Below are 22,948 nucleotides of genomic sequence, written 5' to 3' on the forward strand. Positions count from 1 at the left end.
ATGATAAAAACAGGCATCAGCAGTAAACTGTTTCTGGCGATTTTTGCCACTTGTATGCTGGTATTGATCATTATGCACTGGGGCATTCGCCTCAGTTTCCAGCACGGTTTTATTGGCTATATCAAACAAAATAGCCAAATGCGTGCGCGTATGCTGGCAGAAGCATTGACGGAACAATACCAGCAATATGGCAATTGGGGGTTTTTAACCCAAAATGATCGCGTGATCTTTCAAATTATCCGTACTATTGAACAAAATAGCGATAGTCATCAAGGGCCTTCCCCCCGTGGCTGGCGTACTCAATTCTGGGTTGTAGACACTCAGATGAATCGCCTAGTGGGTCATGCCGGTAATATTCCCGCAGAGAGCTATCGCAATCCCGTCACCTATCAAAATAATATTGTTGGTTGGGTGATTGTCAGCGCATCAGACAAAATTACCCGCCAAGCTGATATCAGTTTCGCCCACCAGCAGCAATTCACCAGTTGGGTTATTGCAGGCTTTTCAACCTTATTGGCACTGATTGTGACTTTTCTTCTCTCCCGTGGCCTTTTAAGACCCGTCAAACGTTTAGTAGAAGGCACACATAAACTTGCTGCCGGTGATTTCAGTGTCCGTGTCATTCCATCCAGTAAAGATGAAATCGGTACATTGGCGTCAAATTTTAACCAGCTTGCCAGCACACTGGAAAAAAATGAACAGATGCGCCGTGATTACATGGCGGATATCTCCCATGAATTACGCACCCCGCTTTCTGTGCTGCGTGGTGAGCTGGAAGCCTTGCAAGACGGTGTACGACAGCCAACACAGGAGACTATCCATTCTCTACTCACGGAAGTAACTACCCTGACAAAGCTGGTCGACGATTTGCATTTATTATCCCTTTCCGATCGTGGTTCGCTGACTTATAGAAAAGAACCCATTAATGTCAGCGAATTACTGCAAATCTCCGTAGCGAGTTATCAGGGCCGCTTTGCGGATAAACAAATCACGTTGGCATTGAGGTTAAAAGAAAATATGACACTGTTTGCAGACCCCGGCCGACTGACACAATTATTTCAAAATTTGCTGGAAAATAGCCTGCGCTATACCAATGAGCCCGGAAAAGTGATTATTCGAGAATATTCAGATCAGCAGAAATGGATGTTGGATTTGCAGGACAGTGCCCCAGGATTGACAGTCGAGCAATGCCAGCATGTTTTTGAACGCTTTTACCGCGGTGAATCTTCCCGCAACCGTGCAAGCGGTGGCTCAGGGTTAGGGCTGGCAATTTGTTATAATATCGTCGAAGCGCATTATGGCAGCATTCGTGCGGAAAGATCACCTTTAGGTGGTATGCAAATTCACGTAGAATTCCCGCTGATTAAATCCTCTGAACTTGAAACACAATGAGTACACATTCTACGCAATATTCTGTTCTAATCGTTGAAGATGAGCCAAAGTTAGGACGGCTGCTGGTTGATTATCTGCAATCCGCAGATTACCAGACCCAATGGCTGAAACGCGGTGATGAAGTCATTGAGTATGTCCAAAAATACCAACCCCATATTATCTTACTTGACCTGATGCTACCTGGTCTTGATGGATTATCGGTCTGTCGGGAAATCCGTAAGTTTTCTGATATTCCTATCGTGATGATGACCGCGAAAACAGAAGAAATTGATCGGCTACTCGGCTTGGAAATCGGTGCTGACGATTATATCTGCAAGCCTTATAGCCCAAGGGAAATGGTAGCCAGAGTAAAGACAATTTTGCGCCGTTGCTACCGTCCACAAGATATCGTCAGCGAACAAGGGGCACTAACCATTGATGAAAACCACTTTCAGGCGCGTTATCTTGAACGAGTACTTGAACTGACGCCTGTTGAATTTCGTCTGCTCAAGATTATGTCCAGCCAGCCGGGACGTGTTTTTTCCCGCGATCAATTACTGAATAATCTCTATAATGACCATCGCATTGTGAATGATCGCACTATCGATAGCCATATCAAGAATTTACGTAGAAAGCTGGAACAATTGGATGAGGATAAATCTTTTATCCGTTCAATTTATGGGCTGGGTTATCGTTGGGAAGCGGAGATCTGTCGTTTGATGTGACAACATCCACAACACAGAAAAAGATCATGTTGAGTAACATGAAAATTCAATACACTTCAAAAAACGGAACTGTCGTCACACATCGTGAAGTCCTTTTTTCAACGTCCTTACACGAGTTCTTTTATGATCGAGGCGACCTGAAATTACAGCTAATAGCAGTGCCATAGAGGCTAATAAACCGCCAGCCAGATTGAGGGAAGAGTAACCATAATTAGAGGCGATAATCACACCACCTAACCATGCGCCGATGGCATTGCCCAAATTAAAAAATCCAATATTGACTGAGGAAACAAGATTAGGTGCGCTGGCTTCTTGAGCTTTATCCATCACCAGACGCTGGATTGGCGAGACTGTGGCAAAGCCAAACGCAGCCATTAAAAATAAACTCAAACAGGCAATGACTGGATTATCGCCATAAAGCCAAAAAATAAACAGAACTAAGGCTTGTAATCCCAAAGTCCAATATAGCAATAGCATCATTGCCTTATCTGCCAGTTTTCCACCAACGATATTGCCAAAGAAAAACCCTAGCCCCAAAACCAGAAGAATCCATGTGATTGCGCTCTCAGAGAATCCTGCAATATTGATCATGAATGGAGCAATATAGGTAATAGTCGTAAAAAATGCAGCAGGGCCTAGGACTGTGATCCCCATAGCCAGCAAGACATGGATATTTGTAAAAGCCAACAATTCCTTTCTGATACTGGCAGGCGTTTCCTGATTAAATTTAGGTAATAATTTTAAAATCCCAAATAATGCGATAATGCCAATAACAGTAATTATTGCAAAAGTAACACGCCAGGAAATCTCTTTCCCTATCCATGTCCCAAGAGGTATTCCGACCAAATTGGCAAGCGTCATTCCACTAAACATAAATGCGATTGCCGTTGTTTTTTTATTTTTTGGCACCAGCTCAGAGGCAATAATAGCGCCTATTCCCATAAAAGCACCGTGGGTAAGAGAGGCAACGATGCGACCCATAATTGCCAGATAAAATGTCGGAGAAAAAGTGGTCAGAGCATTTCCGATGATAAATAATATCATTAGCATAGAAAGCATCTTTTTTCTCTCGATACGCCCCCCCAATATAATTAAAACAGGTGCTCCAACAAATACACCAAGCGCATAACTGGTTACCATATACCCTGCTGTTGGTATTGAAATACTAAATTCGGTTGCAATTTCAGGGAGTAAACCAGCGACAATGAATTCGGTTGTAGCGATCCCAAATGTTGCTATGGCTAGAGCCCAAATAGCTGCTGGCATGGTGGAGTTCCTAATGAGAGGGTAAATTAATCAGGCTATTATCTTATTGAAACAGAGTGTATTTATCTCTGGATAATACTCTATTGTAATATATTCGTACAGAACCCAACTTGAAAGTGATTTTAAATTAATCGGATAAACACAAAATAGTAATAGTGCTCTATAAAATAGAGTCTGGAAAGCTTACTGGGCATACTTTGGGTCAATTTAGAAATGTGTAAATATTTGTGCCCTGAAGTACAGAGTTTTACGACGCTACGGATAAATTTTTTTACCAAATTACTTCACTGTACAAAATTCAAGCTAAACTTAAGCTGATAATTACCCAATCAGGAGAATTTCTTATGTCTACTGGGCATTATGATCTTAAGAAAGCAAAGAACGGGCAATTTTATTTCAATCTGGTGGCAGCAAACGGTGACATTATTTTGAACAGCGAAATGTACACCACCAAAGCCGCTGCCAATAAAGGCATCCATTCAGTACGGGTCAATTCTCCCGACAAAGCCCGCCATGAGGTGAGGAAAAATAAGTCAGGTAAGTCTTATTTTATCCTGAAAGCCCGCAATCATCAGATTATTGGTGTCAGTGAATCTTATGCCAATGAAACAAGCATGAAGAAGTGTATGCAATCTGTCATGAAAATCGGCCCGACAGAAAGTATTCGTGATTTGACCAAGCATAATTAATGAAATGATGCGCGCCACATCAACGGCGCGCTTTCTTCCGGCGACAATAATATATTTGTGCTAATGATGGAATAAGCGCTAAAATCCCCCTCCCTTTAACCTTACCCTTAGTAATGATAACGATGAGAGGGTAAGGGCTGATTTGAACTCAGACCGAGAACGTTAAGAATATGTTTACTCCAGAATTACTTTCTCCTGCCGGCTCCTTGAAAAACATGCGTTACGCATTCGCTTACGGCGCAGATGCCATCTATGCTGGACAGCCCCGCTATAGCCTGCGTGTCCGTAACAATGAATTTAACCATGAGACGCTGGCTCAGGGCATTAAGGAAGCACATGAGTTAGGTAAGCGTTTTTATGTGGTCGTCAATATCGCACCACATAATGCAAAACTGAAAACGTTTATCCGTGACTTAAAACCTGTCGTGGAAATGGGGCCTGATGCACTGATTATGTCCGATCCGGGCTTGATTATGATGGTGCGTGAAGCATTTCCTGAAATAGATATTCACCTTTCCGTTCAAGCCAATGCGGTTAACTGGGCTACTGTCAAATTCTGGAAGCAAATGGGACTGACTCGCGTCATTCTCTCCCGTGAACTCTCATTGGAAGAAATTGCTGAGATCCGCCAGCAAGTACCTGATATGGAACTTGAGGTTTTTGTCCACGGTGCACTCTGTATGGCTTATTCTGGTCGCTGCCTGTTATCGGGTTATATCAATAAACGCGACCCCAATCAGGGAACATGCACTAATGCCTGCCGCTGGGAATACAATGTGCAGGAAGGTAAGGAAGATGCTGTCGGTAATATCGTCCATATGCACGATCCCATTCCTGTTAAAAACGTTGAGCCAACATTGGGTCAAGGCGCTCCAACAGATAAGGTATTCATGATTGAAGAAGCCAAACGCCCTGGCGAATATATGTCAGCATTTGAAGATGAGCATGGCACGTACATCATGAACTCCAAAGATTTACGTGCGATTGAGCATGTGGAAAAATTAACAGAAATGGGTGTTCATTCACTGAAAATTGAAGGCCGTACAAAATCTTTCTATTATTGTGCCCGTACTGCTCAGGTATATCGCCGTGCCATTGATGACACTGTTGCCGGAAAACCTTTCGACCCGACCCTGCTGACGACACTGGAAGGTCTGGCACACCGTGGTTATACAGAAGGCTTCTTACGCCGCCATACTCACGATGCCTACCAAACTTATGAGTACGGTTATTCGGTGTCAGACACTCAACAATTCGTTGGGGAGCTTACTGGCAACCGAGTCAATGGCCTGGCTGAAGTTGCTGTGAAGAATAAATTTCTTGTTGGGGATCATCTGGAACTTATGACACCATCAGGTAATATTAACTTTACGTTAGAATCCATGACAAATAAAAAGGGTCAGGCAGTGGAAGTTGCACCGGGTGATGGGCATATCGTTTATCTCCCTATTCCTGAGGAAATTGATCTGAATTATGCCTTACTTGTCCGAAAATTAAAGGGAAGCAATACCAGAGCACCCCATTCACAAAAATTACAAGTGAAATAATTCGAAATAAGATTTTAAAGAAATTGTTCTGTTTTTTTAGAAACAGATCACATCAATGCTATTTTATTTCTCGTATTATCATCCCTGAAAAATGAAGAACTAAAAAAGTTTTACTGTAAGACTAGGAACCACCTCCTTGGCTAGCTCAATCTCCCTTGGGCTGGCCTTTTCTTTTATACTTTAAAATAAAAATAACAATAAATTCAAAGTGTTAAAAATAACCACACCACTCAAAAAGGATAAACTAATTTAATGATTAGCGATTCCATGCTGGATATATCTTGACCATAAATTAGTAACTATATTTATTATACATAAGAGAACCATATCAAAATAAATATCATTAGGATTCATTCAGTTTAATGAAGGAAATTTTAAGAAAACACCACGTTAATTATTCAATTATAGAATGACTCAATATTTATTTATCACCATTCCAGATAAATATTATTTCACTTTACCATCATCCAAATTGGTCAGATTTTAACAACCTTTGTATTAACTGAAGCGATCCACTGCTGCTTCCCTCTCTACTTGCCTTGTGATCAAGATGAATATCAACAACAATCAATAGCGCCTTTTGCAAACTGGAGTTAATCATGACTGATATCGCTAATTTATTAGGAAAAGACGCAGAGAATTTATTGCAACATCAATGCAGTACCATTCCACATGAAAATCTCTATCTCCCTGGTACGGATTTCGTCGATAGAGTAATGATCGAAAATAACCGCCCCAATAATGTCCTGCGTTCCATGCAAACCTTGCTGAATCATGGCCGTCTGGCAGGTACAGGTTACCTATCAATTTTGCCGGTAGATCAGGGTGTCGAACATTCCGCCAGTGCTTCTTTTTCCGCCAACCCCCTCTATTTTGATCCCAAAAATATCGTTGAATTAGCGATCGAAGCGGGTTGTAACTGTGTTGCTTCGACTTACGGTGTTTTGGCATCGGTTTCTCGTCGTTATGCCCATAAGATTCCGTTTCTAATGAAGCTCAATCATAATGAAACTTTGACCTATCCAGCCCAATATGACCAAACTTTGTATGCCAGCGTCGAGCAAGCATTTAACATGGGGGCAGTTGCGGTTGGTGCGACAATCTATTACGGCTCTCCCGAATCTCACCGCCAAATAGAAGAAATTTCAGCCGCCTTCGAACGAGCACACGAGCTGGGCATGGTTACTGTACTATGGGCCTATCTGCGTAATTCAGCTTTCAAGAAAGATGGGGTTGATTACCATGCCAGTGCCGACTTAACAGGTCAGGCAAATCATTTAGCAGCAACGATCGGTGCCGATATTGTTAAGCAGAAGATGGCTGAAACTAATGGTGGCTATACTGCTATTGGATTTGGACATACTGATAAACGTGTCTATAGCAATTTGACCACTGAACATCCGATTGATTTGGTTCGCTATCAACTTGCCAACTGTTACATGGGTCGCGCTGGGTTAATCAATTCTGGTGGCGCTTCTGGAAACAACGACTTGAGTGATTCAGTCCGCACTGCTGTCATCAACAAGCGTGCCGGTGGGATGGGATTGATTCTTGGTCGCAAAGCGTTCAAGAAGTCAATGAAAGAAGGGGTTGAGTTAATCCATTCCGTTCAGGATGTTTATCTCGACAAGAAAATCACCATCGCTTAATCAAACTTATTTAACTCACCATTTTTCAAGATGGGGATACACGTATCCCCATTATCCAATGACGACAGTGTTCAATGACAGACTATCATCCTAATTCACCACGATTAATTACCACCATTGATGAAAATGATGCACTGGCCCAATTCCCTGACCAACTTCAAGGGTATCCGCCTGTGCCAACGCATTTTGCAAATATGTTTTTGCAACAGACAGCGTGCTTTGCCAATCAGAATAACGCGGACGTAATGCTGCAAGTGCAGCAGATAAAGTACAACCGGTTCCATGCGTATTTTGCGTATTTACTCTGGGTGCAGTAAAACGCCACTCACCTTCAAGGGTAAAAAGCCAATCAGGGCTTTCCTCATCGATCAAATGCCCTCCTTTCAATAAAACCGCCTGACATCCCATTGAAAGTAATTCACGTCCCTGCTGCAACATCTCATCTTCTGTCCTGGCAAGAGCACATTTCAGTATAGCGGCCGCTTCCGGCAAATTTGGCGTGATCAAAGAAACGATTGGCAATAGCTGCTCTATCATTGCCGTAATGGCTTCCGGTAATAACAAGGGGTCGCCACTTTTTGCTACCATGACAGTATCCAAGACAATGTGAGAGATAGGATAACGATGCAGTGATTCTGCAATTACAGCAATATTGGCAGCATTCGATAACATGCCAATTTTGGCGCTATCTATTCTGACATCTGAAAGCACGGATTCTAGTTGAGCAGTAACAAAGAGGGGATCAAGATCATAAACCGATTGTACGCCCGTTGTATTTTGGGCAACCAGCGCGGTTATGACGGTCGTACCATAAGCACCAAGTGCGGAGAAAGTTTTTAAATCGGCTTGAATGCCGGCACCACCGCTAGGATCTGTTCCTGCGATAGTCAGTGCGTTAATTCTCATGATGGTCACTCCTACCACCAGCCAAAGAAAAGCGGGTATCAAAATAGGAGATACCATGACTTCCCTACGCTGGCATTATCCAGATCAGGTATTACGGGTACTTCTCAGTTCAGTAAAGAACGCCCCGAGTCAAAATAAAAATCACTCTATTAGTATCCCAATAGAGTGACTTTTGCAATAGGTTATCATCAGATAATAAAACTAGACTAACGATATATATATTTAGCTAGTAATCAAAAACCAGCCAAAATAAATTTATTACTATAAAGCTGTGACGTTTGCAGCAGCAGGGCCTTTAGGACCATCCTGAATTTCAAACTCAACTTGTTGGCCTTCAGACAATGTTTTAAACCCATCTTTCGTAATTGCAGAAAAATGTACAAATACATCTTTGCTACCATCAGCTGGAGTAATAAAACCAAAACCTTTAGACTCATTGAACCACTTCACAGTACCAGTGATTTTTGCCATTTCAAAAATTTCCTTTGAATCACTTTATTAGCCGATTGACATAAAAATAAACAGACCCGTATTCGTTGCTGTTATTTATCAACAGAACAGTACTTCGTTTACCCATGTGTTTTATCACATACTCTTTATATAATCGCAAGCCATTTTTTTCAGGTGCTGGAGCCAACGCACATATTTATAATACTTAATATCCATTCCTATTTTAAATTAATAAATAATATTTTATTCACATAACCATCTAAATTAATACAAAAATGAAATTTTAACCCAAAGAAACAACTTTAACCAATCTAATATATAATGCTGTTTCCCACGCCTATTATGGGGTGGTTCAGAGAATTATAGTTATCCAAAATGGATTTTGGATAACTATAATTTTATAACTAATTTCGCCCAGCTTTTCTTAATATACAATATAGTTATTTTGTATATAACCAGCTTACTTTTTGTTTATCATTTATTAAATATTGTTCAATTATAATATTACCAGCCTAACGTCTACTATTCTATCTATACGATAAACTGATTCCATAAAGCTTATGGTATTAGAGTAGTTGGAGTTTAAAATGAAGTTTCATTTAGCCATATCATGTGTTCTACCAATGACACTATTTATATTATCGAAGCTGGTCTACGCGGAGGCTATTCAAACGAATGAGATTACGCTGTCAGAAAAATCAAAAATGGATTACAAATACTCTTATGCTGGATTATGGGGAAATTTTAAGAGTAATATTTTATTAACATGGAATTCACCAGATAATGACCTTTATTTACCCGTAATCACATGGCATAACCGTTTGACCTATGATAAAGAAAAAACAGATAGGTATAACGAAATGCCTTGGGGGTTGGGTTACGGTAAGCATCGTTACGATAAGGATAACGATTGGCATTCACTTTATGCGATGATTTTTATGGACTCACATAATCGTCTTGAACCTATTATTGGCTACGGGTTTCAAAAAATGTGGGTACCTAATGATCTTAATGGTTTCAGAATGGGTGGTGGATTTACATTCAGCGTTACAGCACGCCATGATTATCATTATATTCCCGTACCTTTACCATTACCGATTTTTTCCGTCGAATATAATCGATTCTCTTTTCAAACAACCTATATTCCTGGCACATACAATAATGGCAATGTGCTGTTCAGTTGGCTACGCTGGCAATGGTAATTATCCAATCAAACCCCCATGAATAAAAACGATGTATGCGGTTGGTTATCGTATGCTAAAGTGTTAACGGGATTGGGGTTGGAATTGGTATTAACAATAATAATCAGCCGGGTATTATGCCCGGCTGAAAAAAAGAGCTGCATGGATTAACAACTAGTCTATTTGTTTATTTGCTTTTTTGCTTTTTTGCTTTTTTGCTTTGGCAACTAAATAACCCATCCATAATACGCCAATCCAGAATGGCATCAGGATAACTGAAATACGAATTGGTGGCATCATCAGAATAATGACGAGAATGAACGCCAGAAATACCAAGCATAAATAGTTTCCAAATGGATACCACAATGCCTGGAACTTTGTCTTAACGCCTTCTTTATTTTTAACAGCACGGAATTTCAGGTGAGCTAAACAAATCATAATCCAGTTAATGACCAGGGTTGTCACAACCAATGCCATCAACAGTTCAAATGCTTTACCAGGCATAACATAGTTAATCAACACACCAACCGATGTTGCCAGTGCCGATAACCCAATAGACAAGACAGGTACACTACGCTTATTTACTTTTGTCAGGATTTGAGGCGCGTTACCTTGTTTAGCTAAACCATACAGCATCCGGCTATTGCAATACACACCACTGTTGTAAACAGACAATGCCGCCGTTAATACTACTACATTCAGGGCGTTCGCCACCCAGAAACTATCTAGATTATGGAAAATCAGAACAAAAGGGCTACCGCCTTCTACCACATTTATCCACGGATAAAGCGAAAGCAGGATAGCCAACGAACCGATGTAAAATAGCAGGATTCGATAAACAACTTGGTTGGTTGCTTTGGGGATATTTTTTTCAGGGTTTTCTGCTTCTGCTGCGGTGATACCGACTGTTTCCAACCCACCAAATGAAAACATGATCACCGCCATCGCCATAATCAGGCCGGAGATCCCATTTGGCATAAAGCCACCCTGCTGCCATAAATTGGTGATGCTTGCCTGTGGACCACCATTACCGCTAATCAGTAAATAGCACCCAAAGATAATCATGCCGATGATCGCAGTAACTTTAATGATAGAGAACCAAAATTCGGTTTCACCATATAACCGAACATTGATCAGATTAACAAGATTGATCAGTACAAAGAATATTGCAGCAGAAACCCATGTTGGAACTTCCGGCCACCAATATTGGATATACATACCAACAGCCGTTAACTCTGCCATTCCGACCAAAATGAACATTGCCCAGTAATTCCATCCTGATAGAAAACCGGCAAAACTTCCCCAATATTTATAAGCAAAGTGGCTAAATGACCCTGCTACTGGCTCCTCAACAACCATCTCACCCAATTGGCGCATAATCAAAAATGCAATAAACCCACCAATCGCATATCCGAGAAGCACAGAAGGCCCAGCCATTTTAATGGTTTGAGCAATGCCCAAAAATAATCCTGTTCCTACTGCACCACCGAGGGCAATAAGCTGAATATGCCTATTCTTTAAACCACGCTTAAGCGTAGATTGTTGTTCTTGTTGTCCTGCCATCTAGTCCTCTTCTTACGATGCTTAGAATCCGTCTCATTAAAAGCTATTCTATTTGTTATTTTAAACCTGAGTGTTGTTTTAAACCTGAATAATGCGAGAAACCTCCCTACTCTCCCAATTTTCACAAAATTTGTCGAGCTCAACTTATCTCAACTATTGTAGGGATTGGGTTATGTTCTGATTTTACGCGATATTTAGTCTGTTGATTCGAATCAAGTGGATATTAAAACATCATTTCCAGAGAATGAATACCACGAATGTATGTTAACACACATACAAGCAGGATAATGATTGAGGTGAATATCAAAAACGTAAGTATCGGGTAATGGAACAAACACCTAATTCGAATTCTGCATTACCTTGACCGCACTGTACATCCAATGCCAGCAAATACAAAAACAGACTTAGCAATATCAAGCACAAAGTAAAGAGCATTTTTTTAGTATCCAATTAGGTTACCTCAGAATAATTTCATTGTAGTTGACATTATAATAAAATATTATGGTGAGTTTTATATGGAAAAACACTGAGATTTTCTGTTTAATCATTATCGGCTCCTATAATAATGGGTTTTGTCATCTTGAAAAGAAGTTGTGTATACTTCCCCAACCTTCAACCAATTTAAAATTGTAATGCCACTAGATAACCACTTAGCACTTGTATGCGCACTGAGTAAATGGATAGAAAACCATCTTGGCCGTGTCATTCATCTTGAAGAGCTTGCTGCTTACTCTGGCTATTCGCTTTGGCACATGCAGAAAATATTCAAAGAAGTCACAGGGATATCACTTGGAAAGTACATCCGCCAGCGACGCCTGGCTGGTGCTGTTTCTCTTCTGAGGAACAGTTCTTTGCCTATTTTTGACATTGCTTTGGATTTCGGCTTCGGCTCTCAATCTCATTTCACATACATGTTCCGTAAAGAATATGGCATTACACCTTATGATTTTCGCCAGAGTATAGACATTGAACTTGAAGTTAAACTTCCATTGCATCTGACTTACAACTGCGAACCATAAAGCTTGGCATCATCAGCGGCCATTCATCGCGGCCGCCATGCCTCACCATATATCCCTCTTATCCCACTGAATGACAGCATTCTATTTCTATATATTAATCATAAGTTATTATTGGTATTTTTCGACCAACGCCAAAGCAATCGCTTCTGTTTCCGCATCGGGAATACCACTAATATTTGACGGGCGGAAATGCATTTGAAATGCTTGAATGGTCTTACGAGTCGCATGATCCAGCAAACCTGTTTGAGGAATACTATAACCGTAAAGAGCCAGTGCTTTCTGTATTGAAATCACTGATGCGGGCATATCAAGAGCCCTGCCAGCCAAATATTTATTAACTGTCAAATGATCAGGCCAAGCTCCGATTCCTTGTTCATAAAGCGCTTGCCACGGAAAAAAAGACCCTGGGTCTTCTTTTCTAAGCGGTGCTATATCGCTATGACCAACAACATTTACAGCCTTAATTTGATATCGCTGAATAATGTCTTTTGCCAATCGAATCACTGCATCAATTTGTGACGGATGATATAAGCACCATTCTTTTTTGATAAAATGTCGTTTAAATCCACAATTAACAATTTCAATCCCAATAGAATAACGATTTAAGCTTTGGTATCCATGCCATTCACTCTTTCCCGCATGCCATGCCCTTTCCTTTTCCGAAACCAATTGAAAAATAATCGGTTCTTTATTTTCATATTTTAGTTGCGAGGGAATGAGGTAATGAGCGCTGACATGACCTCCCGTTAATGCCCGTAAAGATCTTCTGTCATCTAGCGCAGTGTAATGCAAAACAAGGAACCTAACCGAGTCAATATCCTGCTTAGTCGAATAAGGATAGGAATGGTCAATAATATAACCGTTTCTATCTTCTCGCTTAGGGGAATAAGAACAACCAATCAACAGTGTGATAAACACGCATACTAGTAATCTTCTTGTCATGATCGGTCAGCTAATTTAAAGGAAAAGATAACATGGTAATGACTATATAGTAGATGAAACTAAAATAGATGTGATGTTTTTTACTTTTAAGCATGCTCTTAAGAACAAATAAAAGCCGGACATTCGCAGAATGGTCGAGTGTCCGGCTGATCATATCATATCATATGAGTAAGATTCTGTTACTGATATACCCTATATAAGTAGGAGTTTAACCCTCAGTATCAGCGATTACTCTTTTTTCTGTTATACGAAGCATCATTATCCCAGATGCCTTTTTCAACTTGCTGTTGGATCTCTGGGTAATTGTTGATATTGAATGTCGGCAACTGCCCCGATTTTCTCTGTTGATTATAGTCTTTCGCCAGCTTCATTGCGATACCCGACAACATAAGTATGGCAATCAAGTTAACAATGGCCATACATGCCATTGATAAATTAGCCATATTCCAAACCAGAGGTACTTCTGCCAATGTACCAAACATCACCATGCCCAACGCAGCCAAACGCAGGATAAATAAGCCCGCTGTGTGGTTACGTTCCAGGAATATCATATTACTTTCAGCATAAGCGTAATTGGCTATGATCGATGTAAAGGCGAAGAAGAAGATAGCAATTGCAATGAATGTCGCTCCCCAATGCCCAACAGCCGATGACAATGCTCGTTGAGTCAATTCAATTCCGCTGATGGCAGTGACATTTTCGTTGAGAATTCCAGAAGAGAGGATGATAACAGCCGTTGCACTACAGATAACGATTGTATCCATAAATACCCCCAACATCTGTACATAACCCTGAGAGGCTGGATGCGGTGGATATGGAGAAGCTGAAGCTGCTGCGTTTGGTGCAGACCCCATCCCCGCTTCATTCGAAAACAATCCGCGTTGAACACCCTGAGTCATCGCCTGAGAAATACCATAGCCTAACGTTCCTGCTATTGCTTCCTGAAGACCGAAGGCACTCTTGATAATTAATGCAAATACTTCTGGAATACGTTCAATATTATGACCAACTACCCAAAATGCCAGTATCAGATAAGCAGCCGCCATAAATGGTACAACCAATTCGGCAACCCGAGCGATAGAACGTAACCCGCCGAAAATAATCGTGCCACTAATAATGACTAATACAATACCGACATAAATTGGTTTGATATCAAAGGCAACGGCAGCCGCTTTCGCAATTGAGTTTGCCTGAACAGCATTAAATACAAGACCAAACGCGATAATAAGGAAGAATGAAAATAGCACCCCCATCCATCGCTTCTTCAACCCTTTCTCCATATAGTAGGCAGGGCCACCGCGATAATTTCCTTGATCGTCTTTCGTCTTGTACAACTGGGCAAGCGTGCTTTCCACAAAGGAAGTTGCCATACCAATAAATGCCACTACCCACATCCAGAAAATAGCTCCAGGCCCACCAGCAGTAATTGCAATGGCAACCCCTGCTAAGTTACCAGTTCCTACACGAGCAGCAAGGCTGGTACATAAAGCCTGAAAAGATGAAATGCCAGAGTCATCTGATTTCTTACTATTTTTCAGAACTGAAAACATGTGACCAAAATGACAAATCTGTATAAGACCAGAACGCAGTGTGAAGTAAAGGCCAACGCCAAGAAGCAGATATATTAGTACGTAGTCCCAAAGAATGTTATTAATGAAGTTAATCAGATCCGTCAAGATATTTTCCCCTTACTAATTAGCAAACGTTAGCTGACTATAATGCAGTATCCTGCGAAATTTTATTGTGCTTAATTTCCTTTATAATTAACAAGTAACAAGTAACAAGTAACAAGTAACACAATTCTGTATACAAAAAACACAGAGATACTAGCCAGTAAAACGAAAAGAATGTAACACAATATCGATTTCAATGGGTAACTTTTAATGAATTTTTTACATTTACTTTAGCGTTGTTGAACATTCATATTGATATCAATAAACGCTTCATTCCCCATCCCAAGCCTATTAAGCGCATTTCACGAACAACAGATACGAGTTAATTCCTTTCCTATACATAAGCAAGAAACATAAACAAATTAACAATTACCATAAAAACAAAAAACCAGTTAATAACCAAAATATAACCAATAGAAAACAACACCAATACAATAACCATATAAAAAACATGTGTTAATTGAAAGTTATTGATGTCATGCCATATAAAATACACAGAACAAATTTAGATTAGTGACGTTCTGCTATATCACTTTAGTGGCAATAACCTAATTCATTAAGAACAGGAAAATAGTTACAAAATTTAATATTGAAGTTTCCAATATTTACAAAAACATATAGCAATATCTTTCTTCAAATGAGATTATTAAATTTTAATACTGTGATAGTTGGAAAAAGCTACCATCCCATATTAAAATTTTTGATTGTTATTTTTACGATAGGAAACAACAATAACAGGTTAGTAAGATGTTAATGTTCCACTATCTGGCCATCAGATAATCTGCAAGTGAGGTTATAATTGATGTTAGAGCGAAAAAGAAAGAATCCCGCAGACAACATACTGCCCAAGCGAGTTTATAGAGGAAAATCAAAGTACGAGTATCATCCTCCAACAGGTGGCTCAATCTCTATCTGCTGTTTAAATTCACCGTTATCCGTTGTTTGGAAAGAGTACAATAAGATTGTCGAAAAAATAGAAAAAAACAGCACATAGAGCTTAATATGTTGAAATTAATAAAAAAGCGGGAGTCACCACTCCCGTTGATTCTAATAATGTGTCGTTGCTAGATTAAAATTCAGTAAATACATCAAAAATAATCTATATCACAAAATATTTTTCTATTTTTTAGAGTAAAGAATGCCACTTTAAGAAATTCAAAAAATAATAAGATATACTAATGTTTTATTTTGAAGAAAATTAAACACGATATAACCAATACCGAATAAATTTTGAATTGCGCCTGCTATTAGAAACATGGTCTTCCAAAATTCGTGCTACTCTATAAATCTCATCCTGTGAGTATGTTGAATAAGATAGTAAACAGTGGAGTATTGCTTATGTGTATAAGTAAGATCATGAAAACTATTGTCATTCCCACGCTAATCACCCTATTGTTATCAACACCTGCCATCGCAAGAGATGGAAAATTGATTCATTTACCTGATAAAAGATTCGCCGTTATATCAGTCGGAGATTTGGAAAGTTCTTCAATTGGCAGCTATTCCATTGCCATTTTCAAGGATAAAGAGCTCATAGAATTTGAAACTGGGGCAGTCTTTTCTCGTGACGGTTCAGTGTTCGAAGATAACCATAAACCGAGGATTACATTTGCCGACATTAACGGTGACGGTTCCAAAGAATTAATTGTCTACAAACTCACAGCAGGTTCTGGAAATTATCTTGAAGTTGATGCGCTCAAAATTACTGACAGAAACGTCAAACTTCTTACCCGCATCAATACAAACAGTAAACATGATCCCGTTAAGTTACTTCGAGCACTATGCAAACGAGGCCAGTGTGTAGAGCAGAAACACCAATAATCTCATCTTCAATAAGGCATTCCCATTCCATTGCGATCCAGCGCAAACGGGAGAATTATGTACTATTGTTAATGTTGTTATTACTGTTCATGCTGTCACCACTATCATGGTGTAATCGATCAAGAGGAAATTATGAAACGTCTTTTACTGCCAATTTTCCTTGCCCCACTCTTCTCTTATGCCGCACATGCGAATGTAGACAAAACAGCGGAAGCCTATTGTGATTTGTTTGGAAAAGCCTCCGTAGAAGCATTCAAAACTAATGATTCACCCGATGCCATAGCCAAAAAAGTTTTCAGTGAATTAAGTAGTAAGGGATTCGATCTTAAAGAAATCCATAGCAACAAGGATGAATTTATTACATCTATCAAACAGACCGTCACAGAAGTCAGAAAAAATAAACAATCATTCCCAAGTCACCGTCATTTTGACGAATCATTGGATAAATCTGTTAAGGCATGCAAAGTGCAAACAAAGCATGCCTTATCTCAAGGTACGAAATAAATTCCTGTAGAGCGACTGGCTAACGTCATCGCTCTAATATCAATTCTGTGGAATAAATTTCATTCCGATAAAAATGCGCACCGCATTCCCTCTTTCAAGCTGACAATGAAATAAACGCCGTTCGGCCTTGAACTGTGCCTGATGCATATTTTGCTGCTGTCTAAGCCGATGCCCCATCAACAAACAGGCAAGTCGGCGATTGGCATGTTGGCTGCGTTCTGTCTGTACTTTGATACTGATACCACTGGCAATATGCACTGCCCGCACCGCTGATTCTGTTTTATTGACATGCTGCCCACCAGGCCCGGAAGCTTTCAATGTTTCAAACCGAATTTCGCTTTCCATCATTTCCTGTATCGGTTCAAATTGTGCAATACCAATAAACCAGTTTTTGCGGCCAACTCCTTTTCGCCACGGGCTCTCGCAAATCCATTTAATAGTACCGTTCCAGCGCTCAAATAGTTGCTGTTCATTTTCCCCTTGAATGGCAACTAACACAGAGCGCAATGTACCGGAACGTTGCCCTCGCTCTTCTTCCAAAATATCTGCTATCACGCTCAATTCTTCGGCTTCTTGAATCAATCGCTCCAGCGCTTTTTTGACAGCTAGCGTACATTCTTCAGGCCCCTGAGCCGAGGAGATCTGCAACAGTATCATTCATTGCCTCCTCGTGTCTTATATGTCAAAACAGGTTTAAGTCGTGCTATCAACTTCACCAAACCCGCCTGTAACATAGCATCCATCACGCCACCAATAGGCTTGTAAGCTTCTGGAGCCTCTTGAAAAATCAATTGCTTATCTAAGCAAATGACTCGACTGCCCAATGCTGTGCGAGAAAGTTGTACAGTGTTGTAACGTCCGCTCAAACGCTCCTTGCACTCACCACGAATCCACTTCCTTCCCGCACCATGAGCAAGGGAAAACAGACTGCGTTCACTGGCCAGCGGTTGAACCAAATAGCTGTAATCTCCACGAGATCCCGGAATAATCACTGGCCCTTGATCCGCGGGAGTTGCCCCCTTACGGTGCAACCAACCATCAATACCGTCAATAGTACAAGGGGCGAGCAAATTATGTGAGACATCAAGCAGACGATCTCCATTGACTCGCCAGCGTCTTAGCATCCTTTCTGCAATTAATTGACGATTGAAACAAGCATAATCCAATGCTTGTTGATGCTGCTGAAGATAATCCTGTGCCTCTAGACTGGAGGCTATCAATCCATGATGCCCATGTTCACAAACATGCTGTTCAAGAATCATTTGTCCCATGCCACGTGAACCACTGTGTACCAACAGCAAAAGCTGCTGTTTATTCAATTGCCACGCTTCAAGCATATCCGGTTGATAAATTTCATCCAATTGCTGTAATTCAGCAAAATGGTTGCCACCGCCAATCGTTCCCGGCGGATAACAAAAATGCTCAGGTATATCACTAGGTAAATCCCCTGCTTCCAAAGGGGCATCAATGGAGCCAAGCCGTTTTTCCAGCTTATCCAATAACCATTTATTTAATGCTCAATCTGTCCGCCATAATGCCATACCGCAACCAATATCATTGCCAATAAGAGCCGGATAGAAACGTGACTGTGAGAAAAATGCAGCACCAACTGGATATCCTCTGCCAGGATGGAGATCAGGCAGCCCAACAGTACGTACCATGTCAGGAAGCTGTGCTGTTATTTCAAGTTGCTGGATGGCCTTGCCTTCCAGCCAAGTATTTTCTGTTACGATAAGCTGTACGTTCGGTGCAACCGAATACAAAGTATTGCCCATAGATCAACCTTATGATCAATGAAAAAATAAAGGTGTGGTCAGGCCTTCCTAGCCAAGCAATACTGAAAAATTTGATTTAGTAATTAGCTTTGGGCTGGCCTGAAAAGAGTCATTGTTATTGTCATCATGATGAATTTCTCCTTTTCAGTCGTTAGTGGGGTTTAGTGAATAGCTGCATTTCGCAGGCGCTGCATCATACTTCAAGTTTTATGATCATTGCCAGTATTTTATTTATATTTATTAAACCATCCGAAGATGTTTTAATTGCCTTTGTTTTTAATTACAATTTGTGATTAATTGAAATATTACTTTAGCCCCTGATATATATAAAGTAACCACATGATACTGAGAAACTTGAACACCATGAGAGCCTGCTCTTTCATACCGCTAAATATTTTTTAGTTCACTATAAAAAGAGGTAAATGGAACCAAAATCTGAATTACAGCGAAGAGTGAAAGTCAATTTTTAACGGTAATGCTATACCGGTTGCTAAAAATAATAAAAGCACTAAAAAAGTATTTATAAACGCATTAAAACGATATTGGGATAGAGATGGTTTCAGATTTTCTAAATTGGAGGCTGATTTACCCAAATCCAATGAATACTGATTATCTTCAATTTGGCAAAGTATTTCTTTTGCCCGTTCTATATCAGCACGATGAACAAGGAGTTTCACGCCGCCAAATGCTTGAGAATACATGTAGTTGTTCCACACAATCCCTTCATCTATCACTACTGCATAAATACCTTCTGATAGCATTCTGCCTAAGATAATGTGAGCATCTATCGGTGATAGAAAATTTGCCAATAACTGCATATTTCCTCTTTGGGGATAGCTATTCCACATAAGTACACCATAATCAGATGATTTATTAAGCAGTATAACCTATTATTGAATACCAATTCCAGATTGGCTCCAGTACATTAGCACTAGCGTGAATAATTAATTTATGAGATTTACGACATTAATCACATGATGGCTTCTGAGTCTTATGATGTACAGCTCCGTTATCAATCAATAATTTTTGCATCTCTTTTAAATTACGATGACAAGCATATGATAATGCACTTTGATCATAAGATGGCATATTTACGTCATTTGTTACCGTAAATAAATTCAGATTTGCACCCTGCCCAATCAAATAATTTACGGTATCAATACGATTATTACTTGCCGCAATCATCACTGGTGTTTCACCATCAGCCTCAATAGTTTGATCATTTAAATCAAGCTCATCTTTCATCAGATTATGTATTTTCTTCACTATATTAGTGTTTTTACCCAAAACTGCTGATTTCAACACATGATTAACATCGGCTTTATCCGTAGCCCACAAATTAGCTTTCTCTGATATTAAATAATCCACAATATCTTCATAGCCAATAAAAGCCGCCCAGCCTAATGCAGTTTGTTCCAAACTTCCTGTGTCTTTAACTTCGATATCTTGACCACTCTCAACCATTTTTTTTACAGTATCTAAATCCCCTCGTTTAACCGCATCAAACCATTTACTGTTTTCCCCTGTTGATGGTTTTTCATAAAAAACTCGATGGGGCAATCTTTGTGGGTTAGCAAGTTCTACCATCTCCGCATAACCTAATCTAAAATTTTTATACTTATCTGGATTATTATCATTTAACACTTGGGCGCTAACATTAACTAATACTAGTAATAACGCAGAAAACATTATTATTTTTCTCATCTTTCCCTCATTGCTTAGTATAATATTACGTTTCACGTATTAAAGGAGGTAATCCTCCGCTTTTAACGGAGGCCAGTAATAGAGTTCAGGTAGTTCGTTATGCATGTTGTTTGGGTGTATAACCTCCTAATGCCATATTAGATCGTTCATGATTATAAAACCATTGCCACTTGATTGTTTTCACTTTATCGCTAATCAATATCTCTCTTACACGATGCAATGCTCTCGCCATTTGTTGAACATCTCTTCTAGTACCATTAGCTGTAACTTTTTTTCTCAGCGGGGAATATACTCATGGGAAAGCTTAAATTTATGCGATTTCTCAGTTTATTGAGTATCAGAAAAAATGCCAATTTTGGTTCCTACAGCACTTCTTCTGCTTGGTGGTCAACTATTCCTCAAGGTAAAGAACTTCTAATGGCAAACCAGTAACCCTCAGAAACTCAACAATTTTCATTCTCAGTAAATTTCCGCCAAGATTTCTTGCCTCCTACAACATCAACAATTTTTTATAATAGTGTCTATAATTGCCTCATAAAAAACTCTTTGTGTATTAAGTATATTTGATGTATATGGAAATATTGAATAAGGTTAACAGCAAGATGATTGCGTCGATTCACAAAATGTTTATCGTCTATCCTCGGAAGCGTGTATGACGCTAAAAGAAAAATCAAATTACTTATAAGGAGTCATAATCGAAAAGAATATGAAGATTAAATAGCCCACGAAAGTGGCGCTAATGTCATAGGTAAAATGTTTTGGTATTCAATGATAGATTATTAAGGTCTTGAAATGGAAAATTTTAAACAAAAACTTAAGCATCACGTTGAACATGTCAAAAATGTAGGGGAACATTGTTCTACTGAAGAAACAACCAAGCAAGCTCTGATATTGCCATTTTTAGATATACTTGGTTTTAGTCCATACGACCCACAAAAAGTGAAAGCTGAATATGGCGCAGATTTCCCCGGCGCAAAAGCTAATGAGCGGGTTGATTACGCCCTATTCTGTCAAGGTGTACCGGTCATGTTTATAGAAGCCAAGGGATATAAAGAAAAAATAGAAAATCATTGTCCTCAATTATCCCGTTATTTTAACTCAACACCAGAAGTGACAATCTCTGCTATAACTAACGGGCAAGAATGGCGTTTTTTTACAGATTTAAAACAAAAAAATGTTATGGATCCTACTCCATTCTTACGTATTAGAATGGACGAAACCAGCGATGCAGATGCCAGCCAACTGTACAGATTTAGACACGATAAGTTTAAACCGGAAGCATTGCGTACTCTTGCAGAAGAAAGTGTATATCTTTCTGCATTTACAAAAACCATCAGTTCAAGTTTACGGGAAGTGGATAGCGAATTCGTCAGGTATGTTGCAAATAGATCTAATGTAGAAAGACAGCTTAATCAGAGATTTATAGAGTCAATAACACCATTGGTGAAGCAGGCGGTTGAAAAATCAGTTAGTGCAATGGTTGTGTCAGGATTATCAAACAAACATACTCCAATTGATGAAATTCCTAACAATAAGGAAATTTCCACAGAAAATTTCGAGGCAGATGCAATCGTAGACCCAGATAATCCAAATATAATAACAACAAAAAATGAGTTATCTCTATTCGAAAAAGTTAAATCAATCATAGGTGAAGATATTGATTTACAATATAAAGATACTGAGTCTTATTTTGGGATACTTTATCAAGGTAAATCTAATAGATGGATTGTTAGATATTTTGATAAGAAAAATAAATCGTATATTCAAACACCAATAGAATTAACAGATATACTCATCAATGAAATATGTAGAGCTGGATTAGAAGTTAATGGATCACGAATTTTTATTGAAGTTCCAGAAGACATTTTACGTGTTACAGGGATTGTTTTGGATTCGTTCGAGTACGCAAAGAATGACGAAAACTTCAGAAAAAAATCTTAGTGAATGAAAATAGAAGCCATCTTGACCTTTACTTTGGATGGCTTCTTCTAAAAAGTTCGCATTGCATAAGCCCAAAACTATCAGCTAAAAAATAAGTTTGAAGTGCACAAAATTTGATAGGTTTTGATAACCATATCGATCGTTATAATAAAATAACGGGAACCATTAAGCTCCCGTTATCTATTCAATCACGCAATCAATTACATATGAGAGATAATTGCG

General features: G+C 39.5%; 20 protein-coding genes, 1 pseudogene and 1 riboswitch. Of the genes and pseudogenes, 10 read left to right on the forward strand and 11 right to left on the reverse strand.

Annotated features, from left to right (window positions below; genetic code table 11):
- Nucleotides 1-3: 3 nt before the first annotated feature.
- The gene (baeS, locus tag H8A87_RS04225) at nt 4-1,392 is read left to right on the forward strand and encodes an envelope stress sensor histidine kinase BaeS (RefSeq protein WP_198688767.1); all 1,389 of its coding nucleotides are present in this window, start codon (nt 4-6) and stop codon (nt 1,390-1,392) included.
- Entirely contained in the window at nt 1,389-2,096 is a 708-nt protein-coding gene (gene baeR / locus H8A87_RS04230; protein WP_198688732.1) for an envelope stress response regulator BaeR, read from the forward strand. Before baeS ends, baeR begins: the two co-directional genes overlap by 4 nt.
- Nucleotides 2,097-2,171: 75 nt before the next feature.
- On the opposite strand, the gene H8A87_RS04235 is transcribed toward baeR, so the two are convergent.
- Nucleotides 2,172-3,362 carry an MFS transporter gene (locus H8A87_RS04235; protein ID WP_198688733.1) on the reverse strand — a complete coding sequence of 397 codons (1,191 nt, stop codon included), beginning with the start codon at nt 3,360-3,362 and terminating at the stop codon, nt 2,172-2,174.
- A 344-nt stretch (nt 3,363-3,706) separates the two neighbouring features.
- Here H8A87_RS04235 and H8A87_RS04240 point away from each other — a divergent pair, with 344 nt between their 5' ends.
- The 3 genes from H8A87_RS04240 to fbaB all read left to right on the forward strand — a co-directional run bounded on the left by H8A87_RS04240 (nt 3,707) and on the right by fbaB (nt 7,247).
- Nucleotides 3,707-4,051 carry a YegP family protein gene (locus tag H8A87_RS04240; protein ID WP_198688734.1) on the forward strand — a complete coding sequence of 115 codons (345 nt, stop codon included), beginning with the start codon at nt 3,707-3,709 and terminating at the stop codon, nt 4,049-4,051.
- Between the two features lie 170 nt (nt 4,052-4,221).
- Nucleotides 4,222-5,598: a prephenate-dependent tRNA uridine(34) hydroxylase TrhP gene (gene trhP / locus H8A87_RS04245; RefSeq protein ID WP_198688735.1), complete on the forward strand. Its 1,377-nt coding sequence runs from the start codon at nt 4,222-4,224 to the stop codon at nt 5,596-5,598.
- Nucleotides 5,599-6,197: 599 nt separating this feature from the next.
- Nucleotides 6,198-7,247, forward strand: a complete 1,050-nt coding sequence (gene fbaB, locus H8A87_RS04250) for a class I fructose-bisphosphate aldolase (RefSeq protein WP_198688736.1) — start codon at nt 6,198-6,200, stop codon at nt 7,245-7,247.
- Nucleotides 7,248-7,355: 108 nt separating this feature from the next.
- On the opposite strand, the gene thiD is transcribed toward fbaB, so the two are convergent.
- Nucleotides 7,356-8,153 carry a bifunctional hydroxymethylpyrimidine kinase/phosphomethylpyrimidine kinase gene (gene thiD / locus H8A87_RS04255; RefSeq protein ID WP_232370059.1) on the reverse strand — a complete coding sequence of 266 codons (798 nt, stop codon included), beginning with the start codon at nt 8,151-8,153 and terminating at the stop codon, nt 7,356-7,358.
- A 44-nt stretch (nt 8,154-8,197) separates the two neighbouring features.
- A riboswitch (TPP riboswitch) is annotated at nt 8,198-8,290 on the reverse strand.
- A gap of 124 nt (nt 8,291-8,414) precedes the next feature.
- A complete protein-coding gene (gene cspE / locus H8A87_RS04260) occupies nt 8,415-8,624 on the reverse strand; it encodes a transcription antiterminator/RNA stability regulator CspE (protein ID WP_198688737.1) in 210 nt (69 codons plus the stop codon).
- A gap of 566 nt (nt 8,625-9,190) precedes the next feature.
- Here cspE and pagP point away from each other — a divergent pair.
- Nucleotides 9,191-9,805, forward strand: a complete 615-nt coding sequence (pagP, locus tag H8A87_RS04265) for a lipid IV(A) palmitoyltransferase PagP (protein WP_198688738.1) — start codon at nt 9,191-9,193, stop codon at nt 9,803-9,805.
- 153 nt (nt 9,806-9,958) lie between these two features.
- Here pagP and H8A87_RS04270 read toward each other — a convergent pair whose 3' ends face one another.
- Together H8A87_RS04270 and mgrB are read right to left on the reverse strand one after the other, a co-directional pair.
- The gene (locus tag H8A87_RS04270; protein ID WP_198688739.1) at nt 9,959-11,347 is read right to left on the reverse strand and encodes an amino acid permease; all 1,389 of its coding nucleotides are present in this window, start codon (nt 11,345-11,347) and stop codon (nt 9,959-9,961) included.
- Between the two features lie 303 nt (nt 11,348-11,650).
- A complete protein-coding gene (gene mgrB / locus H8A87_RS04275) occupies nt 11,651-11,782 on the reverse strand; it encodes a PhoP/PhoQ regulator MgrB (RefSeq protein WP_198688769.1) in 132 nt (43 codons plus the stop codon).
- A 197-nt stretch (nt 11,783-11,979) separates the two neighbouring features.
- Here mgrB and H8A87_RS04280 point away from each other — a divergent pair, with 197 nt between their 5' ends.
- Nucleotides 11,980-12,366 (forward strand): helix-turn-helix domain-containing protein, encoded by a 387-nt coding sequence (locus H8A87_RS04280; RefSeq protein ID WP_198688770.1) that lies wholly within the window; start codon nt 11,980-11,982, stop codon nt 12,364-12,366.
- A 108-nt stretch (nt 12,367-12,474) separates the two neighbouring features.
- Here H8A87_RS04280 and H8A87_RS04285 read toward each other — a convergent pair whose 3' ends face one another.
- Complete coding sequence (locus H8A87_RS04285; protein WP_198688740.1) at nt 12,475-13,308, reverse strand: N-acetylmuramoyl-L-alanine amidase; 834 nt, start codon at nt 13,306-13,308, stop codon at nt 12,475-12,477.
- A 221-nt stretch (nt 13,309-13,529) separates the two neighbouring features.
- The gene (locus tag H8A87_RS04290; RefSeq protein WP_198688741.1) at nt 13,530-14,984 is read right to left on the reverse strand and encodes an alanine/glycine:cation symporter family protein; all 1,455 of its coding nucleotides are present in this window, start codon (nt 14,982-14,984) and stop codon (nt 13,530-13,532) included.
- 1,335 nt (nt 14,985-16,319) lie between these two features.
- On the opposite strand from H8A87_RS04290, the gene H8A87_RS04295 reads away from it, so the two are divergent.
- On the forward strand, nt 16,320-16,802 hold the full coding sequence (locus tag H8A87_RS04295) for a PliI family lysozyme inhibitor of I-type lysozyme (protein ID WP_198688742.1): 483 nt from the start codon (nt 16,320-16,322) through the stop codon (nt 16,800-16,802).
- Between the two features lie 132 nt (nt 16,803-16,934).
- A complete protein-coding gene (locus tag H8A87_RS04300) occupies nt 16,935-17,306 on the forward strand; it encodes a hypothetical protein (protein WP_198688743.1) in 372 nt (123 codons plus the stop codon).
- A gap of 39 nt (nt 17,307-17,345) precedes the next feature.
- Here H8A87_RS04300 and prfH read toward each other — a convergent pair whose 3' ends face one another.
- The 4 genes and pseudogenes from prfH to H8A87_RS04320 form a co-directional block, all read right to left on the reverse strand.
- Nucleotides 17,346-17,963: a peptide chain release factor H gene (gene prfH, locus H8A87_RS04305; protein ID WP_198688744.1), complete on the reverse strand. Its 618-nt coding sequence runs from the start codon at nt 17,961-17,963 to the stop codon at nt 17,346-17,348.
- Nucleotides 17,960-19,081: pseudogene (locus H8A87_RS04310) on the reverse strand (RNA ligase RtcB family protein). Before H8A87_RS04310 ends, prfH begins: the two are co-directional and overlap by 4 nt.
- A 440-nt stretch (nt 19,082-19,521) precedes the next feature.
- The gene (locus H8A87_RS04315; protein ID WP_198688745.1) at nt 19,522-19,929 is read right to left on the reverse strand and encodes a putative signal transducing protein; all 408 of its coding nucleotides are present in this window, start codon (nt 19,927-19,929) and stop codon (nt 19,522-19,524) included.
- Nucleotides 19,930-20,047: 118 nt separating this feature from the next.
- Nucleotides 20,048-20,785: an ankyrin repeat domain-containing protein gene (locus H8A87_RS04320; RefSeq protein ID WP_198688746.1), complete on the reverse strand. Its 738-nt coding sequence runs from the start codon at nt 20,783-20,785 to the stop codon at nt 20,048-20,050.
- A 792-nt stretch (nt 20,786-21,577) separates the two neighbouring features.
- On the opposite strand from H8A87_RS04320, the gene H8A87_RS04325 reads away from it, so the two are divergent.
- Nucleotides 21,578-22,726, forward strand: coding sequence for a type I restriction endonuclease (locus tag H8A87_RS04325; protein WP_198688747.1), 1,149 nt, complete (start codon nt 21,578-21,580; stop codon nt 22,724-22,726).
- The last annotated feature ends 222 nt before the right edge of the window (nt 22,727-22,948 follow it).

The organism is Xenorhabdus lircayensis, from assembly GCF_016306625.1.
GTDB lineage: Bacteria > Pseudomonadota > Gammaproteobacteria > Enterobacterales > Enterobacteriaceae > Xenorhabdus > Xenorhabdus lircayensis.